A 19,677-nucleotide genomic window follows, 5' to 3' on the forward strand; every position below is an offset into this window, starting at 1 on the left:
GTTATCGCCGGCATTTGCTCAGAGATTAAGCGCCTTTTCAGCCTGCATCAGATACTCTGCCCTCTCCTTTTCCGGCACCATGCCGCCGCCCGTGGCCCACACCAGGTGGGTTGCCCCGGCCAACGTACCCATCCCCTGCTCCGCCAGCCGCTGTGGATGGGCGCTGAGACGCCAGGGGCCGCTCATCCCGGCCAGTGCAGAGGGTTCCAGCGCCAGTGATTCATGCTGCTGCATCAGCCCCAGCAGCGCATACATCTCCTGATCACTGACCGTATAAAAAGCACTGATCAATCGCTGCATCGCACGCCCCACAAAACCCGAAGCGCGCCCCACCGCCAGACCATCGGCGGCGGTCAGGTTATCAATACCCAAATCCTGAACGGCTATCCCGTCATGCAGACCGGTGTGGACCCCCAGCAGCATGCAGGGAGAGTGCGTCGGTTCAGCGAAAATGCAGTGTACGTGGTCACCAAAGGCCAGCTTGAGGCCGAACGCGACCCCGCCAGGGCCACCGCCCACCCCGCAGGGGAGATAAACATACAGCGGATGATCGGCATCGACCGTAATCTTCCGTGCCGCAAACTGCTGTTTCAATCGCTCTCCGGCCACTGCGTAGCCCAGAAACAGGTTGCGCGAATTCTCATCATCAATAAAGAAACAGTGTGGGTCGGCGGCCGCCTGGCGACGTCCTTCTGCCACCGCGACACCGTAATCCTGCTGATACTCCACCACCCTGACGCCACGGTCACGCAGCATCTGTTTCTTCCAGGCTCTGGCGTCGGCAGACATATGTACCGTGACATCAAACCCAAGACTGGCGCTGATGATACCGATTGAGAGCCCAAGATTACCGGTGGAGCCGACGGCGATGCGCTGCTGGCTGAAAAGCTGGCGACACGCCGGGCCGGACAGGCGGAGGTAATCGCCAGCGGTGGTCAGCAACCCGGCATCGAGAGCCAGTTTTTCAGCATGGGCCAGTACCTCATAGATCCCCCCGCGGGCTTTAATCGACCCCGAAACGGGCAGATGGCTGTCTTTCTTCAGCCAGAGCCTGCCCGCCAGGGTGTGCCCGTAACGTTTATCCAGAACAGGTTGCAACTGGGGTAGCGCGCAGAGATCAGACTCAATTATCCCCTGCCATGGCCGGGTTTCCGGAAAGGTTTCCATCAGCCAGGGAGCAAAACGCAGGAGCCGCGCACTGGCATCCGCCACTTCCTCACGGGTCAAGCCTACATGAGGGTAGGCCTCTTTTAGCGATGTGGCTCCGGGGTTAAACCAGGTAACCGGTTGTAATGAGCAAAGCTCATTAAGTAGTGGAAAATCCCGCCTGAGCCTTTCAACATCCATTAACATGGTGACTTCTCCTGTCATGGTTCACTAAGCGTACGTTTGCAGGCTGCGGGTCGCTCAACGCCCGCCAAAAGCCAAAGTTTGATCTCTTTCAAATTTTTGAAAAATATAAGAAAAATTCTGATATGCATTTTATCTGCATAATTACCGCCTGCCAACTGTCACCATAGCAGGTCGCTGCGGGGACAGCTGCTAACTATGCAATCAGGCTGTCAAAATCCTTCCACGCACCAGCATTTCACAATATTTTAAAAACTTTGAAACCTTTTTTTGATGTTAAATTATCCGCGACTTAGTGAGATGTACTGAGTCATCCACGGTATTACAGTATTTATAACTAAGCGCCACCCGCCCGCGACGTCATACGCCACACGGACAGGCGCTAAACAAAAAAGGTTTGTTATGGAAAAGCTCTCTTACGTTTCTGAAGGCAGCAAAACGGCCTGGTCAACTTACTTACAACAGATCGATCGTGTCGCACCCTATCTGGGTGATCTGTCGCGCTGGGTGGATACCCTGCGTCACCCTAAACGTGCCCTGATTGTCGATATCCCCCTGCAGATGGACGATGGCAGCATCCGCCACTTTGAAGGTTTCCGCGTACAGCACAACCTGTCGCGTGGGCCAGGCAAAGGCGGCGTGCGTTATCACCCTAACGTCGATCTTAACGAAGTGATGGCCCTGTCTGCCTGGATGACCATCAAATGTGCGGCCGTTAACCTGCCCTACGGTGGAGCGAAAGGCGGCATCCGTGTCGATCCGTTCAGCCTGTCAGAAGGTGAGCTTGAACGTCTGACTCGCCGTTATACCAGTGAGATTGGCCTGATTATTGGCCCACAGAAAGATATTCCGGCACCGGACGTCGGCACCAATTCTAAAGTGATGGCGTGGATGATGGACACCTATTCCATGAACCAGGGCACCACGATCACCGGCGTGGTCACCGGTAAACCCATTCACCTGGGCGGATCGCTGGGCCGTGAAAAAGCCACCGGGCGCGGGGTGTTTATTACCGGCCGTGAAGTGGCGCGCCGCAGCGGCATTGAGATTGAAGGTGCCAAAGTCGCCGTTCAGGGCTTTGGTAACGTCGGCAGTGAAGCCGCCCGCCTGTTTAATGATGCGGGCGCGCGCGTGGTGGTGATCCAGGATCATACGGCCACCCTGTTTAATCCGGCCGGTATTGACCTGGTCGCACTGAGCGAATGGCAACTGGCCAACAAAAAGATTGCCGGCTTCAGCGGTGCAGAAGTGATCGACGATGAGGCCTTCTGGGACGTGGAGATGGATATTCTGATCCCGGCGGCGCTGGAAGGTCAGATCACCCGTCAGCGTGCAGAAAAACTGCACTGCCGGCTGGTGCTGGAAGGGGCGAATGGCCCAACCTTCCCGGAAGCCGACGATGTGCTGGCCTCACGCGGCATCACCGTGGTGCCGGACGTGGTCTGTAACGCCGGCGGCGTCACCGTCAGTTACTTTGAGTGGGTTCAGGATATGGCCAGCTTCTTCTGGAGCGAGGGTGAAATCAACGAACGCATGGATAAGATCATGACGGAAGCGATGGTACATGTGTGGGAAAAATCGCGGGAGAAATCCTGCAGTCTGCGTACCGCGGCCTACATTGTGGCCTGTGAACGCATTCTGATGGCGCGTAAAGATCGCGGTATTTATCCTGGCTGATGCCTCTGCGGGGTGGAACGATCTGCCCCGCTACCCGTACTTATCTGCTTCCTTTCATCCTCTGATAGAACCTATCAAAACCCTCACCTGCTGCCAGCAACCCTTTCATAACTTTGATCCCCTTCAAAGAATTAATGTTTCATTCACATTTTAAATGGAATTTAAATTCCCTTTACCTTACTGTCATCAGCATTGTTAGCGTTAAAAGCGCCTTTTTGTGCGCAACAACCAATCAGCAATGATATTAACCTATCATTACCATTGATAGAAATGAGTGAGTCTGCTGAGAAAGATCGTGATTCCGCTCAGGTATAACGGAGGAAATTAACGTTGTGGCCGGGGAGGATCGCTGAAGCACACGCTGGCGGCTTGACGCACGCGGGATACATTGAAGTAGGGTTGGCAGGATGACTGGCAGGCAACAGATGTTGCCTGCCCTTTTTTTCAGGCTTTGGTGATGCCCGCTTCGGCTTCAGCCTGCTGGTAACGTTGTATGAAGGCTTCGTTCTCCTCCACCAGGCGCAGCGCCGCTTCAATCAGCTCATTCTGCACCAGGGTCGTGGCACCCTCGCTGGTTTTCCAGTGAATGTACATCACACACAGCGCGGCAACCTGCAGTTTATCCCCTTCGTCATTGCTGCCATCAAAGCCATATTCCGCCAGCGACCAGTGGTAAACCGGCACGACAAAGGGCATATCACCGCTTTCGTCCAGCTCCGGCAGCGTCGTGAACAGTGCCACCATCTCCGGCGTCGCCTCATAGTTCTGACGGCCGATGGCATCCATCTGGCGGCCGTGGGCGCGGGTTTTATTCGCCTGTTTCTGCTTAAGTTTGGCGCGTTTGTTACGTTTATCCTGTTTTGTGCTCACACGTTTCTCTGTCTGTAAGAATGATGGCGGCAGGATAGCATATCCGGTCAGGATTTCCCGATCATCAGCGACACCAGGCCTGCAGCAATGAGCGGCCCGACGGGCACCCCACGGAATAAAGAGACGCCTATGATCGTCCCAATCAACAGGCCACCCACGACCGTAGGCTGACTGCTCATCAGTGTCACGCCGCGTCCGCCAACCCAGGAAACGAAAATACCGACGGCAATAGCCAGCAATGACTTCCAGTTCAGGAAAGAGTGCATCAGGGTGGTTGCGGGCAGCGTTCCGCTGGCGATGGGAGCCATCACCCCGATGGTCAGGATAATAATGCCGACGGTTACCCCCTGCTTCTCAATCCAGGGAAACGTCTGTTGTAGCGGCGTCATGCGGATAGCCACCAGCACCAGCAGCGCAATAGTGACCGTCATATTGTGGCTGAAGTAGCTCAGAGCGGCGAGGAATAGCAGTATGGCGAGGGACAGATCGAACATTATCATCTTCCTGATATCAGTGACATAGCATCTTGTGTTAACAGCATAAGCATTTTCCGTAGCGACTCTACTGTTTTTTCCCTCTTTGTCGCAATCCTATACTGCCGCCCGGCCGGTGCGCGTTTTACAGTACCGCCTCCAGCGCAGCCTGCAGACTGACCTGAGGGACGGTAAGTACCGCCAGCGTGCTGTTAACACGTTTCTCCGCGCCGCTCATGGAGGCCTGCGCCAGCACGATGCAACCCAGCGCGCACTCCGGGCGCTGCTGAATATAGTCGGCGATCTGTTGATGGTACCCCTCAATATCTCCCGCGTTAAACCAGGCCCAGGCGCGGGGAACCAGCTCAACATAAAGCCGGTCGCCTGGTATAAAGGCGCTAAACAGATCGGTGGTAGCCGCCAGGGTCGACTGGGCGGTACATAACACCAGGATGGTACCGTGATAGCGCGAGGCCACTTTCGCCAGCGTCGCATCCACCCGTAGCACCGGCTTGCTGAACGCCGCCTCCCAGACCGCCACACCCAGCGTAGTACAGGTGACAATCACCGCATCGGCCTGCTGACACAGCTCTTCAATGGCGCGGCGCGTGGCGGCAATAATGTCTGGCGTGACGCCCTGCTCATCCTGCGTCTGCGCAAACAGATCGGCCTCAACGCGGTGCAGCAGCTGCACATCATCGTAATCCAGCGTGTTCAGTGCCTGTTCGAAGACCTCAATATTACTCCGGGCGGCGTGCAGGCAGGCAATAATGGTCATATCCATCTCTCTGAAGGGGGCAGAAGGTTACTTTGGCAAAAATCACAGAAATTACCAGCGTAACCGTCAACAACTGAACAAAAGTTGCAACGGTTACGCACAAAACCGGTGCACTGCATCATTACAGCGCTGCATCCTGCTGCAACCTTCGTTTCACCCTGCCCGCTGCGCGGTCTGCAACGCCCTTATACCCGTCATCAGAGAGTGGTATGGAAATTGCTTTATTTCCGGGAAAGAGGCGAAGGAGAATCAGATGAAAGCAATCATTATTGGCGCCGGCATCGGTGGGATGTGTACCGCGATCGCACTAAAACGCTGCGGAATCGACAGCGAAGTGTACGAAGCCGTTAAAGAGATCAAACCGGTCGGTGCAGCGATCTCCATCTGGCCTAACGGTGTCAAATGCCTGAATTACCTGGGGATGAAAGAGGCGTTGCGCGCGATTGGCGGGCCAATGCACACCATGGCCTATAAGGATGCTTACAGCGCAGAAACCCTGACGCAGTTCAGTCTGGATCCGCTGGTGCAGGCTGCAGGTGAGCGCCCCTACCCGGTAGCACGTGCTGAACTGCAGGGCATGCTGCTGGATACCTGGGGGCGTGAGCAGGTGCAGTTTGCCAAACGCGTGAGTCACGTGGAGCAGTGTGCAGAAGGTGTCACGGCCTTTTTTGACGACGGTACCCAGGCTCAGGGCGATTTACTGATCGCCTGCGACGGCACCCATTCGGTGATCCGCCAGTCAGTTCTGGGCTACGTTGCCGAACGCCGCTATGCCGGTTACGTCAACTGGAACGGGCTGGTCGAGATTGATGAATCCCTGGCCCCCGGCAATCAGTGGACGACCTTTGTCGGAGAAGGCAAGCGCGTGTCGCTGATGCCCATTGCCGGGAATCGGTTTTACTTCTTCTTTGACGTACCTTTGCCGAAAGGGTTAGCTGAAGATCGCCGCACCCTGCGTGACGACCTGACCCGCTACTTTTCCGGCTGGGCCGCGCCGGTGCAGCAGCTGATTGCCCGGCTTAACCCCGACACCACTAACCGCGTGGAGATCCACGATATCGAACCCTTTACCCGGCTGGTGAAGGGCCGCATCGCGCTGCTGGGCGATGCGGCCCACAGTACCACCCCGGATATCGGTCAGGGTGGCTGTGCGGCCATGGAGGATGCGGTGGTGCTGGCAATGACCTTACAGAGCCACTCGCTGGGCATAGAGGATGCCCTGCTGCGCTACCAGCACAGACGCGCAGACCGGGTCAAAGACCTGGTGCTGAAAGCGCGTAAGCGCTGCGATGTCACCCATGCCAAAGATCCTGCCGTGACCGCCGAGTGGTATGCCGGTCTGAAACAGGAGTCCGGAGAGCGGATCCTGAGCGGGATGAGTGAAACCATCCAGGGTGGCCCGCTGGCGTAACCCTGGTGGCCCACTGCCGGGGGCCTTACTCCCCGTTGCCAATCTGCCAGATAAACGTCGGATCTGTCCCGTTAACCTCCCAGTCTCCGACGTTGCGCATTTTATAAATCACCGGGTTATGGGATGCCACGGTGCGCGCGTTACGCCAGTGGCGATCCAGCGCCTTACTGGTGCGGGTGTCCGACGCGCCCAGCGCGTTAAACAGCTCACTGGCCGCCCGTGGGATCAGCTCGCTGGCAATCACCTGCGCCTGCGCTGACGCCAGTTCAGCCCGCACGTTGGCCTGGCGGATTAGCGCCTCATCAGCGCTGTCATGCACCTCGTAAGCATACTGAAGGGCGTGAGTGGCCTGCTGTGCGCTGGCTTCCACCGCATACGCCCAGCTGGAGATCTGCCCGACCACCTGCAAAACCTGTACGTCGTGTTTCACCTGCGTGGCATTGCCGTGGCTGTAGATCCGTCTGCGGCTGGCAACGCCTGCGGCCGCATCACGCTTCACCGCCCGGCCAATCCCGGCCAGGGTGGCCAGTAAAACATGCTGATAAAACGCAGTCTGATAACGAAAACGTTCGCTGAAGTCATACACGTGGGCCTGCTCCACTTGCGCCTGGCGGAAACGGGTTGTTCCGCTGCCGGTCAGCCGCTGGCCGAAGCCGTCCCAGTCATCCTCACGCTCGACCTCCTGCTGATGGGTGCTGACCAGCGCGATCACATCACGGCCATTGTCTTCCCGCTGCGCGTAAACGTCGATCCAGTCCGCATACAGGGTGCCGGTGCTGTAAAACTTCTCACCGGACAGTTGCCAGCCGCTGTCCGTCGGTGACACGCGGGTCACCACCTCTCCCAGTCTGAGGTTGCCGATCTCCGTCCAGCCACTGCCCACCAGCTCTCCGTCGGCAAAGCGGCGAAACCAGCGTTGCCGCCCTTCGCCGTCCGGCTGATTCAGCCGGTCTTCGACAAAGGCGAAATGGGCCCGCAGCGCCTGCGGCAGATTGGAGTCGGCTTCGGCCAGTTCCGTCAGCAGCTGGAAAAGCTGCGGTAGCGTGGCGCCGAAGCCCCCCTGCGCCTGGGGGATCCGCAGCGTGCCAAACCCGGCTTCCTTCAGCCAGCGGACAGGCTCCAGTGGCAGAGTACGGTTCACTTCACGTGCCACCGCGCCAGCGGCAATGCGGTCAAATACCGGGCGGAAACGGGCGGCAAGGGTCGGGTAATCAGGGGGCAGTTCAGACATGGGCATCTCCATTTTCAGCGGGGTCATCGATGTCCTGCCGGGTCGGCTCGAAGCGGACCGCCAGCAGGAAAATAATCGGAATAATGGCGGCCAGCGAGACAATCCAGAACATATTGGTGCCAAAGGCGGCCTGTAAAATCGGCAGAATAAACAAAGCCAGCGCACTGCCAACGCCGGACAGCGAGCGGCCAAAGCCGACGCCGGTGGCACGAATATGGGTCGGGTAAGAGAGTGCCGGATAGATCATCATCTGCGCCCCCGGGCCAAAGCCCTCGGCAAACAGCCACAGGCCGAGCATCAGAATGGCAAACCCCACGCCGGCGGCGGCCGTCGGGTGCCCCACCAGCGCCAGCGAAATCAGGGCAATAAACTGCAGGCCAAAACCGGCAATGGCCACGTGACGCGACGGATACTTCCACGCCAGCCGCATCCCCAGCAGGCCGCCGGTAAAGGCAAACAGCGCATTCAACCCCAGCGACGCCGACAGGGTTTCAAATACACCCGCACCAAGAAACCGGGCGAGGATCGACGGCAGGAAAAACGCAATCGCGGTGTATTCAAACGAGATACAGATATTCATTACGGCAGTGACCAGCGTGCGTTCGCGGTACGGTTTCTGGAACAGCACGCGAAAACTGACCCTGGGGGGCGTGGGTTTTACCGGTGCCTGCCCGTCCGGTTCAGCCGCGTGGGCGGTAATGCCGTAGGCATCGCGCAGAATGCGTGCTGCCCCCTTCAGGTCTCCCTGATTAGCGGCCCACAGCGGCGATTCATTCATAAATTTGCTGCGTACCGCAATGATCAGTAGCGCAGGAACCGCGCCAAACAGCAGCGAGGCGCGCCACAACCAGTCAGCGTGTTCTGCAGGCAGCAGAAAGTAGAGCGCAAAAATAATGAAGAAGCAGGCGGATGACGCGGCGTACCACATCGGACACCATGCCGCCAGCCGCGCGGCTTTGTTGCCCTTCCCGCTAAATTTTGAGAATTCGGCCAAGTAGGCCATGGCGACAGGCAGATCGATGCCGACGCCAATCCCCATCAGGAACCGTGCCCCGATCAATACCCAGACGTTGGGTGCCAGCCCGGCGGCAATAGCAGAGACCACGAAAAACAGCATATCGGCCATAAACACCGAGTAGCGACCGTATTTATCGGTCAGCCAGCCGCCCAGCAGGTTGCCGGCGATAGTGCCGATCATGATCGATGAAGTGACCAGCCCGGTAATGACTGGCGTCAGACCGAACTCTTTCACCACATCGTCAATACCGTATGACAGTGTGGTCAGATCGTAGGCGTCGAGAAATACGCCGCCCAGCGCCAGAAAAACAATCCAGCGCGCATAACTGTTTTTACGCGTGCTGGAATTAATTAACCTGGCGACATCACTGACGGATCGAACCGGTGTTGAATCGGATGGCGGTAATGTCATGCCATCGTCAATATTTAATGTACTCATATTATCCCCGCTCCCTATTATTTTAATGACAGACAACACAACGTTTATAAAGAGAATGGTGAGTCATAACAAACAAGGAAAAATGATTTCATTGTGCAGTAACGTCATAAGCCTTTAGCGCTGAATTTAACCAACCTTGTCATTAAATAACGTAAATCCCCCTCTATCACTGACATAGGGGGAATATAAATAGCACGACACTGAAATAAATAAGCCGGATAAAAGCTGAAAAACCCCGCATCACCCGCGAAAACATAACCCCTTGAATTAAAATAATTTACAGTGTTGTCATTTTAATGATACGGGAACCAGCACCCCCTGAACTAGCGGATCGCGGGTTTCTTTCAACCACTGCTGAACACGTGGGTCGGCAAACGCTTTTTTTAATTTGATAATATTTTCATCATTTAAATAAGGCGTACCAATCACCAACTGTGAGGCAAACGTCTGCGGCGCCGGCGGGAATAATATGCCTTTACTGCGGGAAACTTTCCCGGCATCAAACTGTGCCACATAACCAATAGCGGCATCCACCGAATTTAAGGCGCGCGGCATGGTTAACAGATCGAGTTCTTTAAAAGTGAAGTGATGCGGATTCTCTTTTATATCTTTCAATTTTGCCGTTCGCGGCTCGACCGCCGGATTAAGACCAATCAGTCCGATACGCTGCAACAGCCACAGCGCCTGGGCCTGGTTAGCGCCGTCGTTCGGCACGACAATGACCGCTCCGTCGGGTAAATCGGCGACTGATGCGTAGCGATCCGAGTAAATGCCAAATGCCCACTGGAACAGCGGCAGGGTTGGGGTCAGAGCGAATTTATTGGCCTCCACCACCTGCTTCAGCCACCACTGATGCTGATAAACTGTGGCGGCGTACTGGCCTTCAGCCACTGCCCGGTCGGCCTGCACCGGATCCTGTAGTCCGACCGCTTCCAGCCTGATGCCATAATCCGGGGCGATATGCTGGCCCACATAGTCGATCAGGCGCTGTTCTCCGGCCATCGCCGGTTCATAGTGAACTTTTAGCGTGGAGCCAAAGGTCACGCTGTGCCGCTGCTGGAAGGTGAAATACCCGACGCCCGCGCCGATCAGCACCATAGCCAGTATCCCTGCCGGCCAGCGCCAGGCTTTCTTCTTTTTCAGTTCAAAATCCGGCTGCGTCATGATGCGTCTTTCCCCTGCCCGTGTTGAAGTGCGGCAACCACGCGGTCGCCAGTAAACTGAATGAGCTGAATCGTGCCGATCAGCACCAGGATGGTGGCGACCATGATGTGGTTGTCGAAACGCTGGTAGCCATAGACCACCGCCAGATAGCCGATGCCACCCGCGCCAATCGTGCCGGCAATCGCGGAATATTCGATCATTGAGATCACGTTGAGGGTAATGGCGGCAACAATCGCGGGCAGCGCTTCACTCAGCTGCGCGCCCGCGATCACCTGCCAGCGTGAGCCGCCGGAAACCAGCCCGACCGCCGTGACGTCAGCGGGCAGCTCTCGCAGCGCATTTTCCACCAGCCGGGCAAAGAAGGGCGTACCGGCAACAATCATCGGGATCACGGCCGCCGGAATACCGATAGTGGTACCGGTCAGCCAGAAGGTGAATGGAATGATCGCGGCCATCAGTACCAGGAATGGCAGAGAACGGCCGATATTCACCAGCCAGCTCAGGCTGCGGTTCAGCCCCGGCTGCGGGAACAGCCCGCCACGAGAGGTATTGAACAACACCACACCCAGCGTTCCGCCCAGGCTGATGACAAACAGCATCACGATGCCGACCATCAGCCAGGTTTCGCCGTAGGCAGGCAGCATCAGCAGATGGATCTCGTTCCAGGGGGTGTCCTGGCTGGTGACATCAATGGCTTTCATCCGGCCTCCTGTAAGCGGGGACGCTCCGCAATGATCTGTGCCCGGATGCCCATGACGGCCAGCGCGTCGATCAGCACCTGCGGGTTCAGCGGGCGCTGGTTAAAGCGCACCGCGATCTGCATCCGTCCCGCCAGCTGCCCTGACACCTCTTCCAGGTGTGCCGCCAGCAGATCCACCTGCAGGTCATAGTGCACGCTCAGTTGGCTGATCCAGTCGGTGGCCAGCGGTGGCGCGCAGGTCAGCCCCAACAGCAGGTCGCCGCGCCCCTGAAGCGGGCGCAGTGGAAACAGCTGGGCGGAAAGCGAAGAGTCTGGGGTACTGAGCAACTGGTGCAGCGGCCCGTGCTGCACCAGCCGGCCGTCGCGGATTTCCGCCACCGCATCGGCGGTGCTGCGCACCACATCCATTTCATGGGTGATTAACACGATCGCCAGACCAAACTGCTGACGTAACTGTTTCAGCAGCTGCAGGATCGCCCCGGTTGCCTCAGGATCCAGCCCTGACGTCGCTTCATCGGCCAGCAGCACGGCGGGCTTCAGCGCCAGGGCGCGCGCAATGCCAACGCGCTGACGCTGGCCGCCCGAGAGCTGCGCCGGATAATGATGTGCTTTGTCCGACAGCCCGACGCTGTCCAGCAGCTCGCCAACATGCCGCTGGATCTGCCCCGGCACCACGCCCAGCCACGCCAGCGGCAGGGCCACATTCTGCCAGGCTGTTTTGCGCTGCAGCAGCGCCGATGACTGAAATACCGTGCCGATAGCGCGCCTTTCCCGCCGCAGTGCAGCACCGGACAGGCGCGACAGATCCTCACCGTTGACGCGGATGCTGCCGGCGTCCGGACGCTCCAGCAGGCTGATACATCTGGCCAGCGTCGACTTCCCGGCTCCGCTCGGCCCTACCACCGCCGTGATGGATGCGGCGGGCACCGTCAGCGAAATCCCCTTCAGCACCTCCGTTCTGCGGCCGTCGGCTCCCTGATAGTGCTTATGCAGCCCGTCAATCTCTATCATGGCGTCACCCCGTCTTTCGCGGTTGTGGGTGATTCGGTACGACGATAAGTCGCTCCGGGGTGCGGTACTTCCAGCCGCGGGCCACGGCCGAACAGCTTTTCGCGCAGGGTCCCCGACTGATACTCTTTTTTATAGACGCCGCGCTTTTGCAGCTCGGGGATCAGATGTGCCACCACGTCACTGAAGGTTTCATGCGTCACCGCGTAGGCCAGGTTAAAACCGTCAACGTCGGTCTCGTCAACCCAGCTTTGCAGCTCATCGGCCACGGTCTGCGCGCTGCCCACCAGCAGCGGACCAAACCCACCGATCCCCACCCAGTCAGCCAGCGCCTGCACCGTCCACTGGCGGTCGGGATCGGCCGTAGAGAAGGTTTCAACCGCCGACTGAATGGCATTGGTATGCAGATGCTTCAGAACCTGATCGGGCTGGTACTGGCCGAAGTCAATGCCGGTCCAGCCGGAGATCAGCGCCAGCGCCCCCTCATAGCTGACGTAGCGTTTGTACTCCTGCCATTTGGCCTGCGCCGCTTTATCCGTCTCATCGACAATCACCGTCTGCAGGTTAAAGATCAGGATGCTGCGCGGGTCACGCCCGGCCGCTGCGGCACGCTGACGAATATCTGCCACGGTTTTTTTCAGCAGAACCTTTGACGGCGCGGCGACAAATACACATTCGGCGTGTCCGGCGGCAAACTGTTTACCCCGGCTGGAGGCCCCGGCCTGATACAGCACCGGCGTGCGCTGAGGCGAGGGTTCGCACAGGTGAATGCCCGGCACCTGGAAAAACGTGCCCTGATGGTTCACCGGGTGGATCTTCGTCGGGTCGCTGAAGATGCGACGCTCGCGGTCGCGCAGGATCGCCCCGTCCTCCCAGCTGCCCTCCAGCAGTTTGTACACCACCTGCAGGTATTCGTCCGCGTAGTCGTAGCGGGCGTCGTGATCGGTCTGCGACTGATGGCCGATATTGCGTGCGCCGCTCTCCAGATAGGAAGTGACAATATTCCAGCCAATGCGCCCGCGGGTGAGGTGATCGAGCGTCGACAGCCGGCGGGCAAAGGGATAGGGGTGCTCAAACGACAGTGAGGCGGTCAGACCGAATCCGAGGTGTTCGGTGACCATCGCCATCGGCGTGATCAACGCCAGGGGATCATTGACCGGGACCTGGGTCGCATTGCGGATCGCGGCGGCGTTATCGCCATTCAGCACGTCATAGACGCCCAGCACATCGGCAATAAACAGGCCGTCGAACCTGCCTCGCTCCAGCAGCCGGGCCAGATCGGTCCAGTAGCTGAGGTCTTTGTACTCCCAGGAGCGATCGCGCGGATGCGCCCACAGGCCCGGCGACTGGTGGCCGACGCAGTTCATATCAAAAGCATTGAGGCGAATTTCACGTTGTGAAGACATAGTACGCTCCGAATTTTACACGGCCGGATCCAGCCCGTCCGCTGCAGGAAATGTTTTATCAGGGGATTAACGTGGCGTTATGGCATCAGGCGGGACATCGCTCCGCCTCTGACCCCAGCAGCTGCCGGGCGACGCTTTCGGCATGCTCGGCCACCTGCGGCAGTCCCATCAGCTCACCAAAATAAGCACGGGCGGCAGGGCCGGCGACATAGAGATGAGGATTGACCCGGCCATCGGCCCGCAGCGTTTGCGACCGGGCATTGACCTGAATGCCCAGCCCCAGCGGATCGGCCCGCACCACGCCTGCGGAGGCCAGCTGGTGCAGCAGCGCATCGCTGTGCAGCAGCCCGCCGTGTGCCGGGCCGGTGGTGATGATCAGGCGGTCAACCGTCAGGCGTTGTACCTCCCCCGCGCGCGGCTGCAGGTGCAGTTCGATTTCGTCCCCGGCGGCCGCGACGGACGTCAGGCGTGCGGCCAGTACGCGCAACTGACCGCACTGCTGCTGCTGGGCCAGCACGGCGCTGACCTGCGGCGCGATGCGGTAACGATGGACATCCCACCACGGACGCAGGTGGCGCAGAAAGCGCTGCTGTTCCTGCAGCGGCAGTGACTGCCAGATGCGCTGACCGTTCAGACGGATATCATCCAGCACCAGCTGCCACGGCAGGCCCTGGCCTGCGGCATCAGCGACCTCGCGGCGAATGCGGCGCAGCCACGCCAGCACAGTGACCGGGTCGCTGTGAGTATATTCCAGCGGCACGGGGTCAAAGGGACCACTAAGATTGGGGCGTGGCAGCAGACCACGGCGGGAGAACGCCACCACCGGCCCCTGGTGTCCGTGACGGTGTAACGTTGCCACCACGTCTGACATACTCAGCCCGCTGCCCATGATCGCCACCCGTTCCCCGGGGCCGATGCCGGCAAGAGCATCCTGCCGCCACGGGTCAGCAATCAGGCCCGCATGGCCTTCCAGCGCCAGGGCCACTGCCCGTGGCAGAGCCGGGGGCGGATGACTGATCGCCAGCACTACCGCGTCTGCATGAAGTCGTTTTCCCAGGGCCGTGTGCACCACCCCGTGCTCCAGTGCCACGGCGCGGTCGCAGAGATGGTGCAGCCGCACCGGCGAGTGCAGCTGCTCACGGGCAAAGCGTTCCGCGACATACGCGCCAAACTGCCCGCGCTGCGGATAGACGCTGCCATCCTGCCAGCGCGCTTCCGGGTCAGACTGACAGGCCGGAGAAGCACGGAACCAGCGGTCAAAATCGCCCTTTTCTGCCGCCGACAGCTGCATACGGTCGGCGGGCACGTTGATGCGGTGCGACGGGTCACGGGTACCGTAAGCCACGCCGCGCGCCAGCTGAGAACGCGGTTCAATCACCGTCACCGTCAGCCCGGCGTGACCGAGCCTGGCCAGATGGATGGCCACCGCGGTGCCGGTAAAGCCGCCGCCGACGATAACGATATGACGTTCAGCCATGATGCTGCTCCCGCTGCTGTTGCTGCTCCAGCTCGCGCACCAGTGGGATCACCTCGCGGCCAAAGAATTCAACCTCTTCCTGAAAATGCAGAAAGCCCAGCAGCATCAGGCTGACGCCAGACGCTTTCAGTGCGACAATGCGCCGGGCAATCTGTAACGGCGTACCGATAAGATTGGTTTTAAATCCGTCGTTATACTGCACCAGATCCTCCAGCGTCGATTTCGCCCAGTTACCTTCCCCTTCCGGCGAGGCACTGCCGGCATTTTTGACTTCGTCCCGGAACCCTTTTACCGCATCCGGGTTGGCCTGGTCGAGGATCTGTTGCAGTACCTGCTGCGCTTCCTGCTCGCTGTCACGGGCAATCACAAAGCCGTTAACACCCACTTTCACCTGATGCCGGTTCTCTGCAGCCTTCTGGCGGATATCTTCCACCTGCAGACGAATGCCCTCCGGCGTATTGCCGTTGGTGAAGTACCAGTCGGACACGCGCGCCGCCATATCCCGCGCCGCACGGGAGCTGCCGCCCTGGAAGATTTCGGGCTGTGGATCCAGCGGTTTGGGTTTCAGGGAATAGTCGCGGTAGCGATAGAAATCCCCGGCGAAGTTAAACACGTCCTCCTGCCAGATGCCGCGCAGGCAGCGGATAAACTCTTCTGAGCGCCGGTAGCGCTCGTCATGATCCAGCCACGGCTCGCCAATCGCGTTGAACTCGCCGCGAAACCAGCCGCTGACAATATTGACGGCGATGCGCGCCCCGGACAGGTGGCTGATGGTGGCAATCTGTTTGGCGGCCAGCGTCGGATTCCAGGGCCCCGGCAGCAGCGCCGCAATCACCTTCAGTTTTTCCGTTGCCCCCAGCAGCGCCTGTGAAAAACTGACCGACTCATGCTGGTTATCCGCCCCGTAGCCTGCGGTAAAGCGGATCTGCGTCAGGGCATAGTCGAACCCGGCTTTTTCAGCTATCTGCGCCAGCTTACGGTTGTATTCAAAGTCCCAGCCGGTGCGCTGAGGGATATGGCTGATCACCAGGCCGCCAGAAACGTTCGGCACCCAGTAGGCAAATTGTATCGGTTGTTGGCTCATCGTCTCTTCCTCAGCGGCTACGTGCCGGGTTAACCGGACGGCGGTCGCCACCGATGGTTTCACCAAACGGCCCGGTATTGATCGTACGCTGGCGCGGATCGCGGTTCGACGCCAGCGGCAGCAGCGGCATCACCAGCTCGGCAAAGCGGTGGGCCTCTTCCAGGTGCGGATAACCCGACAGAATAAAGTTATCAATCCCCAGCGCCTGGTATTCACGGATGCGATCCGCGACCTGCTGCGGGCTGCCCACCAGCGCCGTTCCGGCGCCGCCGCGCACCAGGCCCACGCCAGCCCACAGGTTGGGGCCAATACGCAGACTGTCGCGGGAACCGCTGTGCAGCGCACTCATTCGCGCCTGCCCGGTAGAGTCCATACGGGCAAAAATGGTCTGTGCCGCCGCAATCGTCTCCTCATCAAGGTGGGCAATCAGACGGTCGGCAGCCGCCCACGCCTCCTCTTCAGTTTCCCGCACAATGACATGCAGCCGGATGCCGTAACTGAGCTGACGGCCACGCTGTTCGGCACGCTGGCGCACCACCGCCAGTTTTTCCGCTACCTGCGCCACCGGCTCCCCCCAGGTGAGGTAGGTATCAATCTGCTCTGCCGCCACGTCGATGGCCTCATCGGATGAACCGCCAAAATAGAGCGGCGGCCCGTCCGGCTGCACCGGTGGGAAGAGGATCTCGGCCCCCTCGACGCGAATATGCTCACCGTGGAAGTCGACTTTCTCCCCTTTCAGCAGGCGGGTATAGACCTCAAGAAACTCACGCGTTACCTGATAGCGATCGGCATGACTGAGGAAGATGCCGTCCCCTTTATTTTCCACCGGGTCTCCCCCTGTCACCACGTTGATCAGCAGCCGCCCTTCGGAAAGGCGATCGAGGGTGGCAGCCATGCGGGCGGCCAGGCTTGGCGGCTGCAGGCCAGGGCGAACGGCAACCAGATAGCGCAGGCGTTTGGTGATCGGCGCCAGCGCGGCGGCGACCAGCCAGGCATCTTCACAGCTTTTACCGGTGGGGATCAGCACCCCGTAATAGCCGAGGTTGTCGGCGGCCAGCGCCACCTGCTGCAGATAGGGCAGATCGACCGGGCGCCCCCCCTCCGTGGTGCCGAGATAGCGACCGTCCCCGTGGGTCGGAAGAAACCAGAATACGTTGATATTGTCCTGTGCTGACTCGCTCATTATCCGCTTCCTATATAACTATATCTGAATTTATTCGATAGATGGTTTCTCTTTGGTTATAAAGACATTAGCAGGAAGCATGCCAACCATTTTTTTCTTTAAAATCATTATAAATCAATAGATTGAATTTCATTGTGGCTGACCATTGCTGCTGCATAAGCAGCAGGGGCTGACAGGATGCTGTTGCATTTGCAGCAAACAGAGCGTTCGCCCTCTCGCCACGGGTGCGTTGCCAGGATACGCTTTTCGTCCCTTATACTCCGTGCAGGAAGGACACCATGGCGCATCCCGGCCCGTTACTGATTGACCCGGCTTCTCTGGCTTTTCAGAGCGTACTGGATCGGCTGGCACCGACCGATGCCACCGTGCTGATCGTCGGTGAAACCGGCACGGGCAAAGAAGTTGTCGCCCGTTATCTGCATCATCACAGCCTGCGTCGCGGACAGCCGTTCGTCGCCGTCAACTGCGGCGCGCTGACCGAAAGCCTGGCGGAGTCGGAACTGTTCGGACATGAAAAAGGGGCGTTTACCGGCGCGGCTGACCGCCATCAGGGCTGGTTTGAGGCCGCAGAGGGCGGCACGCTGCTGCTTGATGAGATCGGCGAGCTCAGTCTGCCGTTACAGGTAAAGCTGCTGCGCGTTTTACAGGAACGTGAAGTCACCCGCGTGGGCTCCCGCCGCCCGGTGAAGGTCAATGTGCGGGTCATTGCCGCCACGCACGTCGACCTGGCCCATGCGATCCGTGAACGCCGCTTTCGTGAAGATCTCTTCTACCGCCTTAACGTGGCCGCCGTCACCCTGCCGCCGCTGCGCCAGCGGCGCGAGGACATTCCCGTGCTGACTGACCACTTCCTGACGCTCTATGCCCGCCGTCTGGGCCGGCCGCAGCTGCGGCTCAGTGAAGAGAGTCTGGCCACGCTGATGGAGTATGCCTGGCCGGGCAACATCCGCGAGCTGGAAAACACGCTGCATAATGCCGTCCTGCTGAGTAAGGAGTCGTTGATCTCGCCGCATCAGCTCAGGCTCAACCCCGCCATTGCTGAACGGCAGCCTGCGGGAGAGCGGGCGCTGGATACGTTTATTCTGCAGCAGTTGCAGAGCGACGGCGGGCCGCTGTATCAGCGGATGGTCGACGCACTGGTGCGTAACGCCTTCGCGCTGTGCGGTGAGAATCAGCTGCAGACGGCAGCCCTGCTGGGGATCAGCAGGAACACGCTGCGCACGCATCTTGGCCATCTGGGATTGATAAAAGCCCGGCGCAGCCTGGCCACACCGGGACGGCGTCCCCCCCTGCGCGATGTCGTGCAGGATCGTGAACTGCGTATCGGCTATCAGAAGTTTGGCAACCTTGGCGTCCTGAAAGCCCGGCAGACCCTTGAAATGACCTTCGCCCATCGCGGCGTCAGCGTGCTGTGGAGTGAGTTCCCGGCCGGGCCACAGCTGCTCCATGCCCTGGATAATGGCGAGATCGACTTCGGCACCACCGGCGAAGTGCCGCCGGTATTCGCCCAGGCGGGAAACAGTCCGCTGCGGTATGTGGCCTGGGAACCTGCCGCCCCGCAAAGCGTGGCCCTGCTGGTGGCGCAGAACAGCCCGGTACGAACGCTGGCTGACTTAGGGGGGAAGCGTATTGCGGTAAACAAAGGGTCAAACGTGCACTACCTGCTGGTGCAGATGCTGGATGAGGCCGGGATGACGCTGAATGACGTGCGCGTCGTTTACGCTCCTCCCAAATATCCCCTGACGCCCAGCGATTACCATGCGGTCGATGCCTGGATGATGTGGGATCCACTGCTCAGTGATGCCGAGCAGGATGGCCAGCTGCGGGTGATTGCCGACGGCCGGGGACGGGTGAATAACCACCAGTTTTATCTGGCGCACCGCGACTTTGCCGCCCACTCAGCCGATTTGCTGCACCCGCTGCTGGCCGCACTGGCCGATACCGGAAATTATATTGATGCAAACCGTGCGGAAGCCGCCGCGCTGCTGGCTGCCGAACTCGGGCTGTCGCCGCAGGCGCTCTCTCATGCGCTGCTCCGCCGCAGCCATCAGACCCGGCGCATGGATCTGACCGTGATCCGCGCCCAGCAGACCATTGCTGACCGTTTTTTCGCGCTGCGCTTACTGCCCAGAGCCATTAACGTCAGGGAGGCCGTCTGGTATGAACCCGGCGTGACATAACCGGGGAGCATTTTAGGCTGATCTGCTGAGACAAAATGACCACTTCTGCGTGTGCCCTGCGGGAACAGGGCCATCCGACCGCAGCGAGTTGTTAAAAATCAGAAAGATAACGTAAAGGCGGGTTCGCTGTTAACATCAAATAAACTGATGAATCCGAAGCAGGAAGAGAACACGATTATCCATAACACAGCGGTTAATTCCTAAATAACTGTCGCGCCTCTGTTTACAT

Annotated in this window: 16 protein-coding genes; 3 read left to right on the plus strand and 13 right to left on the minus strand. The window is 59.2% G+C overall.

All coding sequences use genetic code 11. From position 1 onward, the window contains the following. Positions 1–18 precede the first annotated feature (18 nt). Positions 19–1,353, minus strand: coding sequence for a D-serine ammonia-lyase (locus K6L24_RS11260; protein ID WP_425333066.1), 1,335 nt, complete (start codon positions 1,351–1,353; stop codon positions 19–21). 399 nt (positions 1,354–1,752) lie between these two features. On the opposite strand from K6L24_RS11260, the gene K6L24_RS11265 reads away from it, so the two are divergent. Beyond that, the gene (locus K6L24_RS11265) at positions 1,753–3,027 is read left to right on the plus strand and encodes a Glu/Leu/Phe/Val family dehydrogenase (RefSeq protein ID WP_062743325.1); all 1,275 of its coding nucleotides are present in this window, start codon (positions 1,753–1,755) and stop codon (positions 3,025–3,027) included. A gap of 444 nt (positions 3,028–3,471) precedes the next feature. Here K6L24_RS11265 and K6L24_RS11270 read toward each other — a convergent pair whose 3' ends face one another. The 3 genes from K6L24_RS11270 to K6L24_RS11280 all read right to left on the minus strand — a co-directional run bounded on the left by K6L24_RS11270 (position 3,472) and on the right by K6L24_RS11280 (position 5,148). Continuing rightward, a complete protein-coding gene (locus tag K6L24_RS11270; RefSeq protein WP_062743326.1) occupies positions 3,472–3,897 on the minus strand; it encodes a hypothetical protein in 426 nt (141 codons plus the stop codon). A gap of 47 nt (positions 3,898–3,944) precedes the next feature. Continuing rightward, a complete protein-coding gene (locus K6L24_RS11275; protein ID WP_062743327.1) occupies positions 3,945–4,391 on the minus strand; it encodes a DUF441 domain-containing protein in 447 nt (148 codons plus the stop codon). A 124-nt stretch (positions 4,392–4,515) separates the two neighbouring features. Beyond that, complete coding sequence (locus tag K6L24_RS11280) at positions 4,516–5,148, minus strand: aspartate/glutamate racemase family protein (RefSeq protein WP_062743328.1); 633 nt, start codon at positions 5,146–5,148, stop codon at positions 4,516–4,518. 253 nt (positions 5,149–5,401) lie between these two features. Between K6L24_RS11280 and hpxO the strand changes: the two genes are divergently transcribed. After that, entirely contained in the window at positions 5,402–6,559 is a 1,158-nt protein-coding gene (hpxO, locus tag K6L24_RS11285; protein WP_118664167.1) for an FAD-dependent urate hydroxylase HpxO, read from the plus strand. A 25-nt stretch (positions 6,560–6,584) separates the two neighbouring features. Here the strand turns inward: hpxO and K6L24_RS11290 are convergent, their stop codons facing one another. The 9 genes from K6L24_RS11290 to ssuD form a co-directional block, all read right to left on the minus strand. Then, entirely contained in the window at positions 6,585–7,790 is a 1,206-nt protein-coding gene (locus K6L24_RS11290; protein WP_062743430.1) for an acyl-CoA dehydrogenase family protein, read from the minus strand. Continuing rightward, entirely contained in the window at positions 7,783–9,246 is a 1,464-nt protein-coding gene (locus K6L24_RS11295) for an MFS transporter (protein ID WP_137268589.1), read from the minus strand. Before K6L24_RS11295 ends, K6L24_RS11290 begins: the two co-directional genes overlap by 8 nt. A 288-nt stretch (positions 9,247–9,534) precedes the next feature. Next, a complete protein-coding gene (locus K6L24_RS11300; RefSeq protein WP_118664168.1) occupies positions 9,535–10,410 on the minus strand; it encodes a MetQ/NlpA family ABC transporter substrate-binding protein in 876 nt (291 codons plus the stop codon). Beyond that, positions 10,407–11,111: a methionine ABC transporter permease gene (locus K6L24_RS11305; RefSeq protein WP_062743332.1), complete on the minus strand. Its 705-nt coding sequence runs from the start codon at positions 11,109–11,111 to the stop codon at positions 10,407–10,409. Before K6L24_RS11305 ends, K6L24_RS11300 begins: the two co-directional genes overlap by 4 nt. Continuing rightward, positions 11,108–12,121 (minus strand): methionine ABC transporter ATP-binding protein, encoded by a 1,014-nt coding sequence (locus K6L24_RS11310; RefSeq protein WP_222681466.1) that lies wholly within the window; start codon positions 12,119–12,121, stop codon positions 11,108–11,110. The genes K6L24_RS11305 and K6L24_RS11310 overlap by 4 nt, the downstream gene beginning before the upstream one ends. Further along, entirely contained in the window at positions 12,118–13,524 is a 1,407-nt protein-coding gene (locus K6L24_RS11315) for an LLM class flavin-dependent oxidoreductase (protein ID WP_062743334.1), read from the minus strand. The genes K6L24_RS11310 and K6L24_RS11315 overlap by 4 nt, the downstream gene beginning before the upstream one ends. Positions 13,525–13,609: 85 nt before the next feature. Continuing rightward, positions 13,610–15,001: an FAD/NAD(P)-binding protein gene (locus K6L24_RS11320; protein WP_222681467.1), complete on the minus strand. Its 1,392-nt coding sequence runs from the start codon at positions 14,999–15,001 to the stop codon at positions 13,610–13,612. Continuing rightward, positions 14,994–16,085, minus strand: a complete 1,092-nt coding sequence (sfnG, locus tag K6L24_RS11325) for a dimethylsulfone monooxygenase SfnG (RefSeq protein WP_187509198.1) — start codon at positions 16,083–16,085, stop codon at positions 14,994–14,996. The genes K6L24_RS11320 and sfnG overlap by 8 nt, the downstream gene beginning before the upstream one ends. A gap of 10 nt (positions 16,086–16,095) precedes the next feature. Then, positions 16,096–17,268, minus strand: coding sequence for an FMNH2-dependent alkanesulfonate monooxygenase (ssuD, locus tag K6L24_RS11330; protein ID WP_222681468.1), 1,173 nt, complete (start codon positions 17,266–17,268; stop codon positions 16,096–16,098). 278 nt (positions 17,269–17,546) lie between these two features. Here ssuD and K6L24_RS11335 point away from each other — a divergent pair, with 278 nt between their 5' ends. Then, entirely contained in the window at positions 17,547–19,448 is a 1,902-nt protein-coding gene (locus K6L24_RS11335; protein WP_222681469.1) for an aliphatic sulfonate ABC transporter substrate-binding protein, read from the plus strand. Positions 19,449–19,677: the final 229 nt, after the last annotated feature.

Source organism: Erwinia persicina (assembly GCF_019844095.1).
GTDB classification, from domain to species: domain Bacteria; phylum Pseudomonadota; class Gammaproteobacteria; order Enterobacterales; family Enterobacteriaceae; genus Erwinia; species Erwinia persicina.

Bases quoted from the DNA above. Each gene is read 5' to 3' on its own strand.
- K6L24_RS11300 (WP_118664168.1), bottom strand. From the start codon at position 10,410: ATGACGCAGCCGGATTTTGAACTGAAAAAGAAGAAAGCCTGGCGCTGG.
- K6L24_RS11295 (WP_137268589.1), bottom strand. From the start codon at position 9,246: ATGAGTACATTAAATATTGACGATGGCATGACATTACCGCCATCCGAT.
- hpxO (WP_118664167.1), top strand. From the start codon at position 5,402: ATGAAAGCAATCATTATTGGCGCCGGCATCGGTGGGATGTGTACCGCG.
- K6L24_RS11265 (WP_062743325.1), top strand. From the start codon at position 1,753: ATGGAAAAGCTCTCTTACGTTTCTGAAGGCAGCAAAACGGCCTGGTCA.
- sfnG (WP_187509198.1), bottom strand. From the start codon at position 16,085: ATGAGCCAACAACCGATACAATTTGCCTACTGGGTGCCGAACGTTTCT.
- K6L24_RS11335 (WP_222681469.1), top strand. From the start codon at position 17,547: ATGGCGCATCCCGGCCCGTTACTGATTGACCCGGCTTCTCTGGCTTTT.
- ssuD (WP_222681468.1), bottom strand. From the start codon at position 17,268: ATGAGCGAGTCAGCACAGGACAATATCAACGTATTCTGGTTTCTTCCG.
- K6L24_RS11290 (WP_062743430.1), bottom strand. From the start codon at position 7,790: ATGTCTGAACTGCCCCCTGATTACCCGACCCTTGCCGCCCGTTTCCGC.
- K6L24_RS11310 (WP_222681466.1), bottom strand. From the start codon at position 12,121: ATGATAGAGATTGACGGGCTGCATAAGCACTATCAGGGAGCCGACGGC.
- K6L24_RS11320 (WP_222681467.1), bottom strand. From the start codon at position 15,001: ATGGCTGAACGTCATATCGTTATCGTCGGCGGCGGCTTTACCGGCACC.
- K6L24_RS11275 (WP_062743327.1), bottom strand. From the start codon at position 4,391: ATGTTCGATCTGTCCCTCGCCATACTGCTATTCCTCGCCGCTCTGAGC.
- K6L24_RS11315 (WP_062743334.1), bottom strand. From the start codon at position 13,524: ATGTCTTCACAACGTGAAATTCGCCTCAATGCTTTTGATATGAACTGC.
- K6L24_RS11280 (WP_062743328.1), bottom strand. From the start codon at position 5,148: ATGACCATTATTGCCTGCCTGCACGCCGCCCGGAGTAATATTGAGGTC.
- K6L24_RS11305 (WP_062743332.1), bottom strand. From the start codon at position 11,111: ATGAAAGCCATTGATGTCACCAGCCAGGACACCCCCTGGAACGAGATC.
- K6L24_RS11260 (WP_425333066.1), bottom strand. From the start codon at position 1,353: ATGTTAATGGATGTTGAAAGGCTCAGGCGGGATTTTCCACTACTTAAT.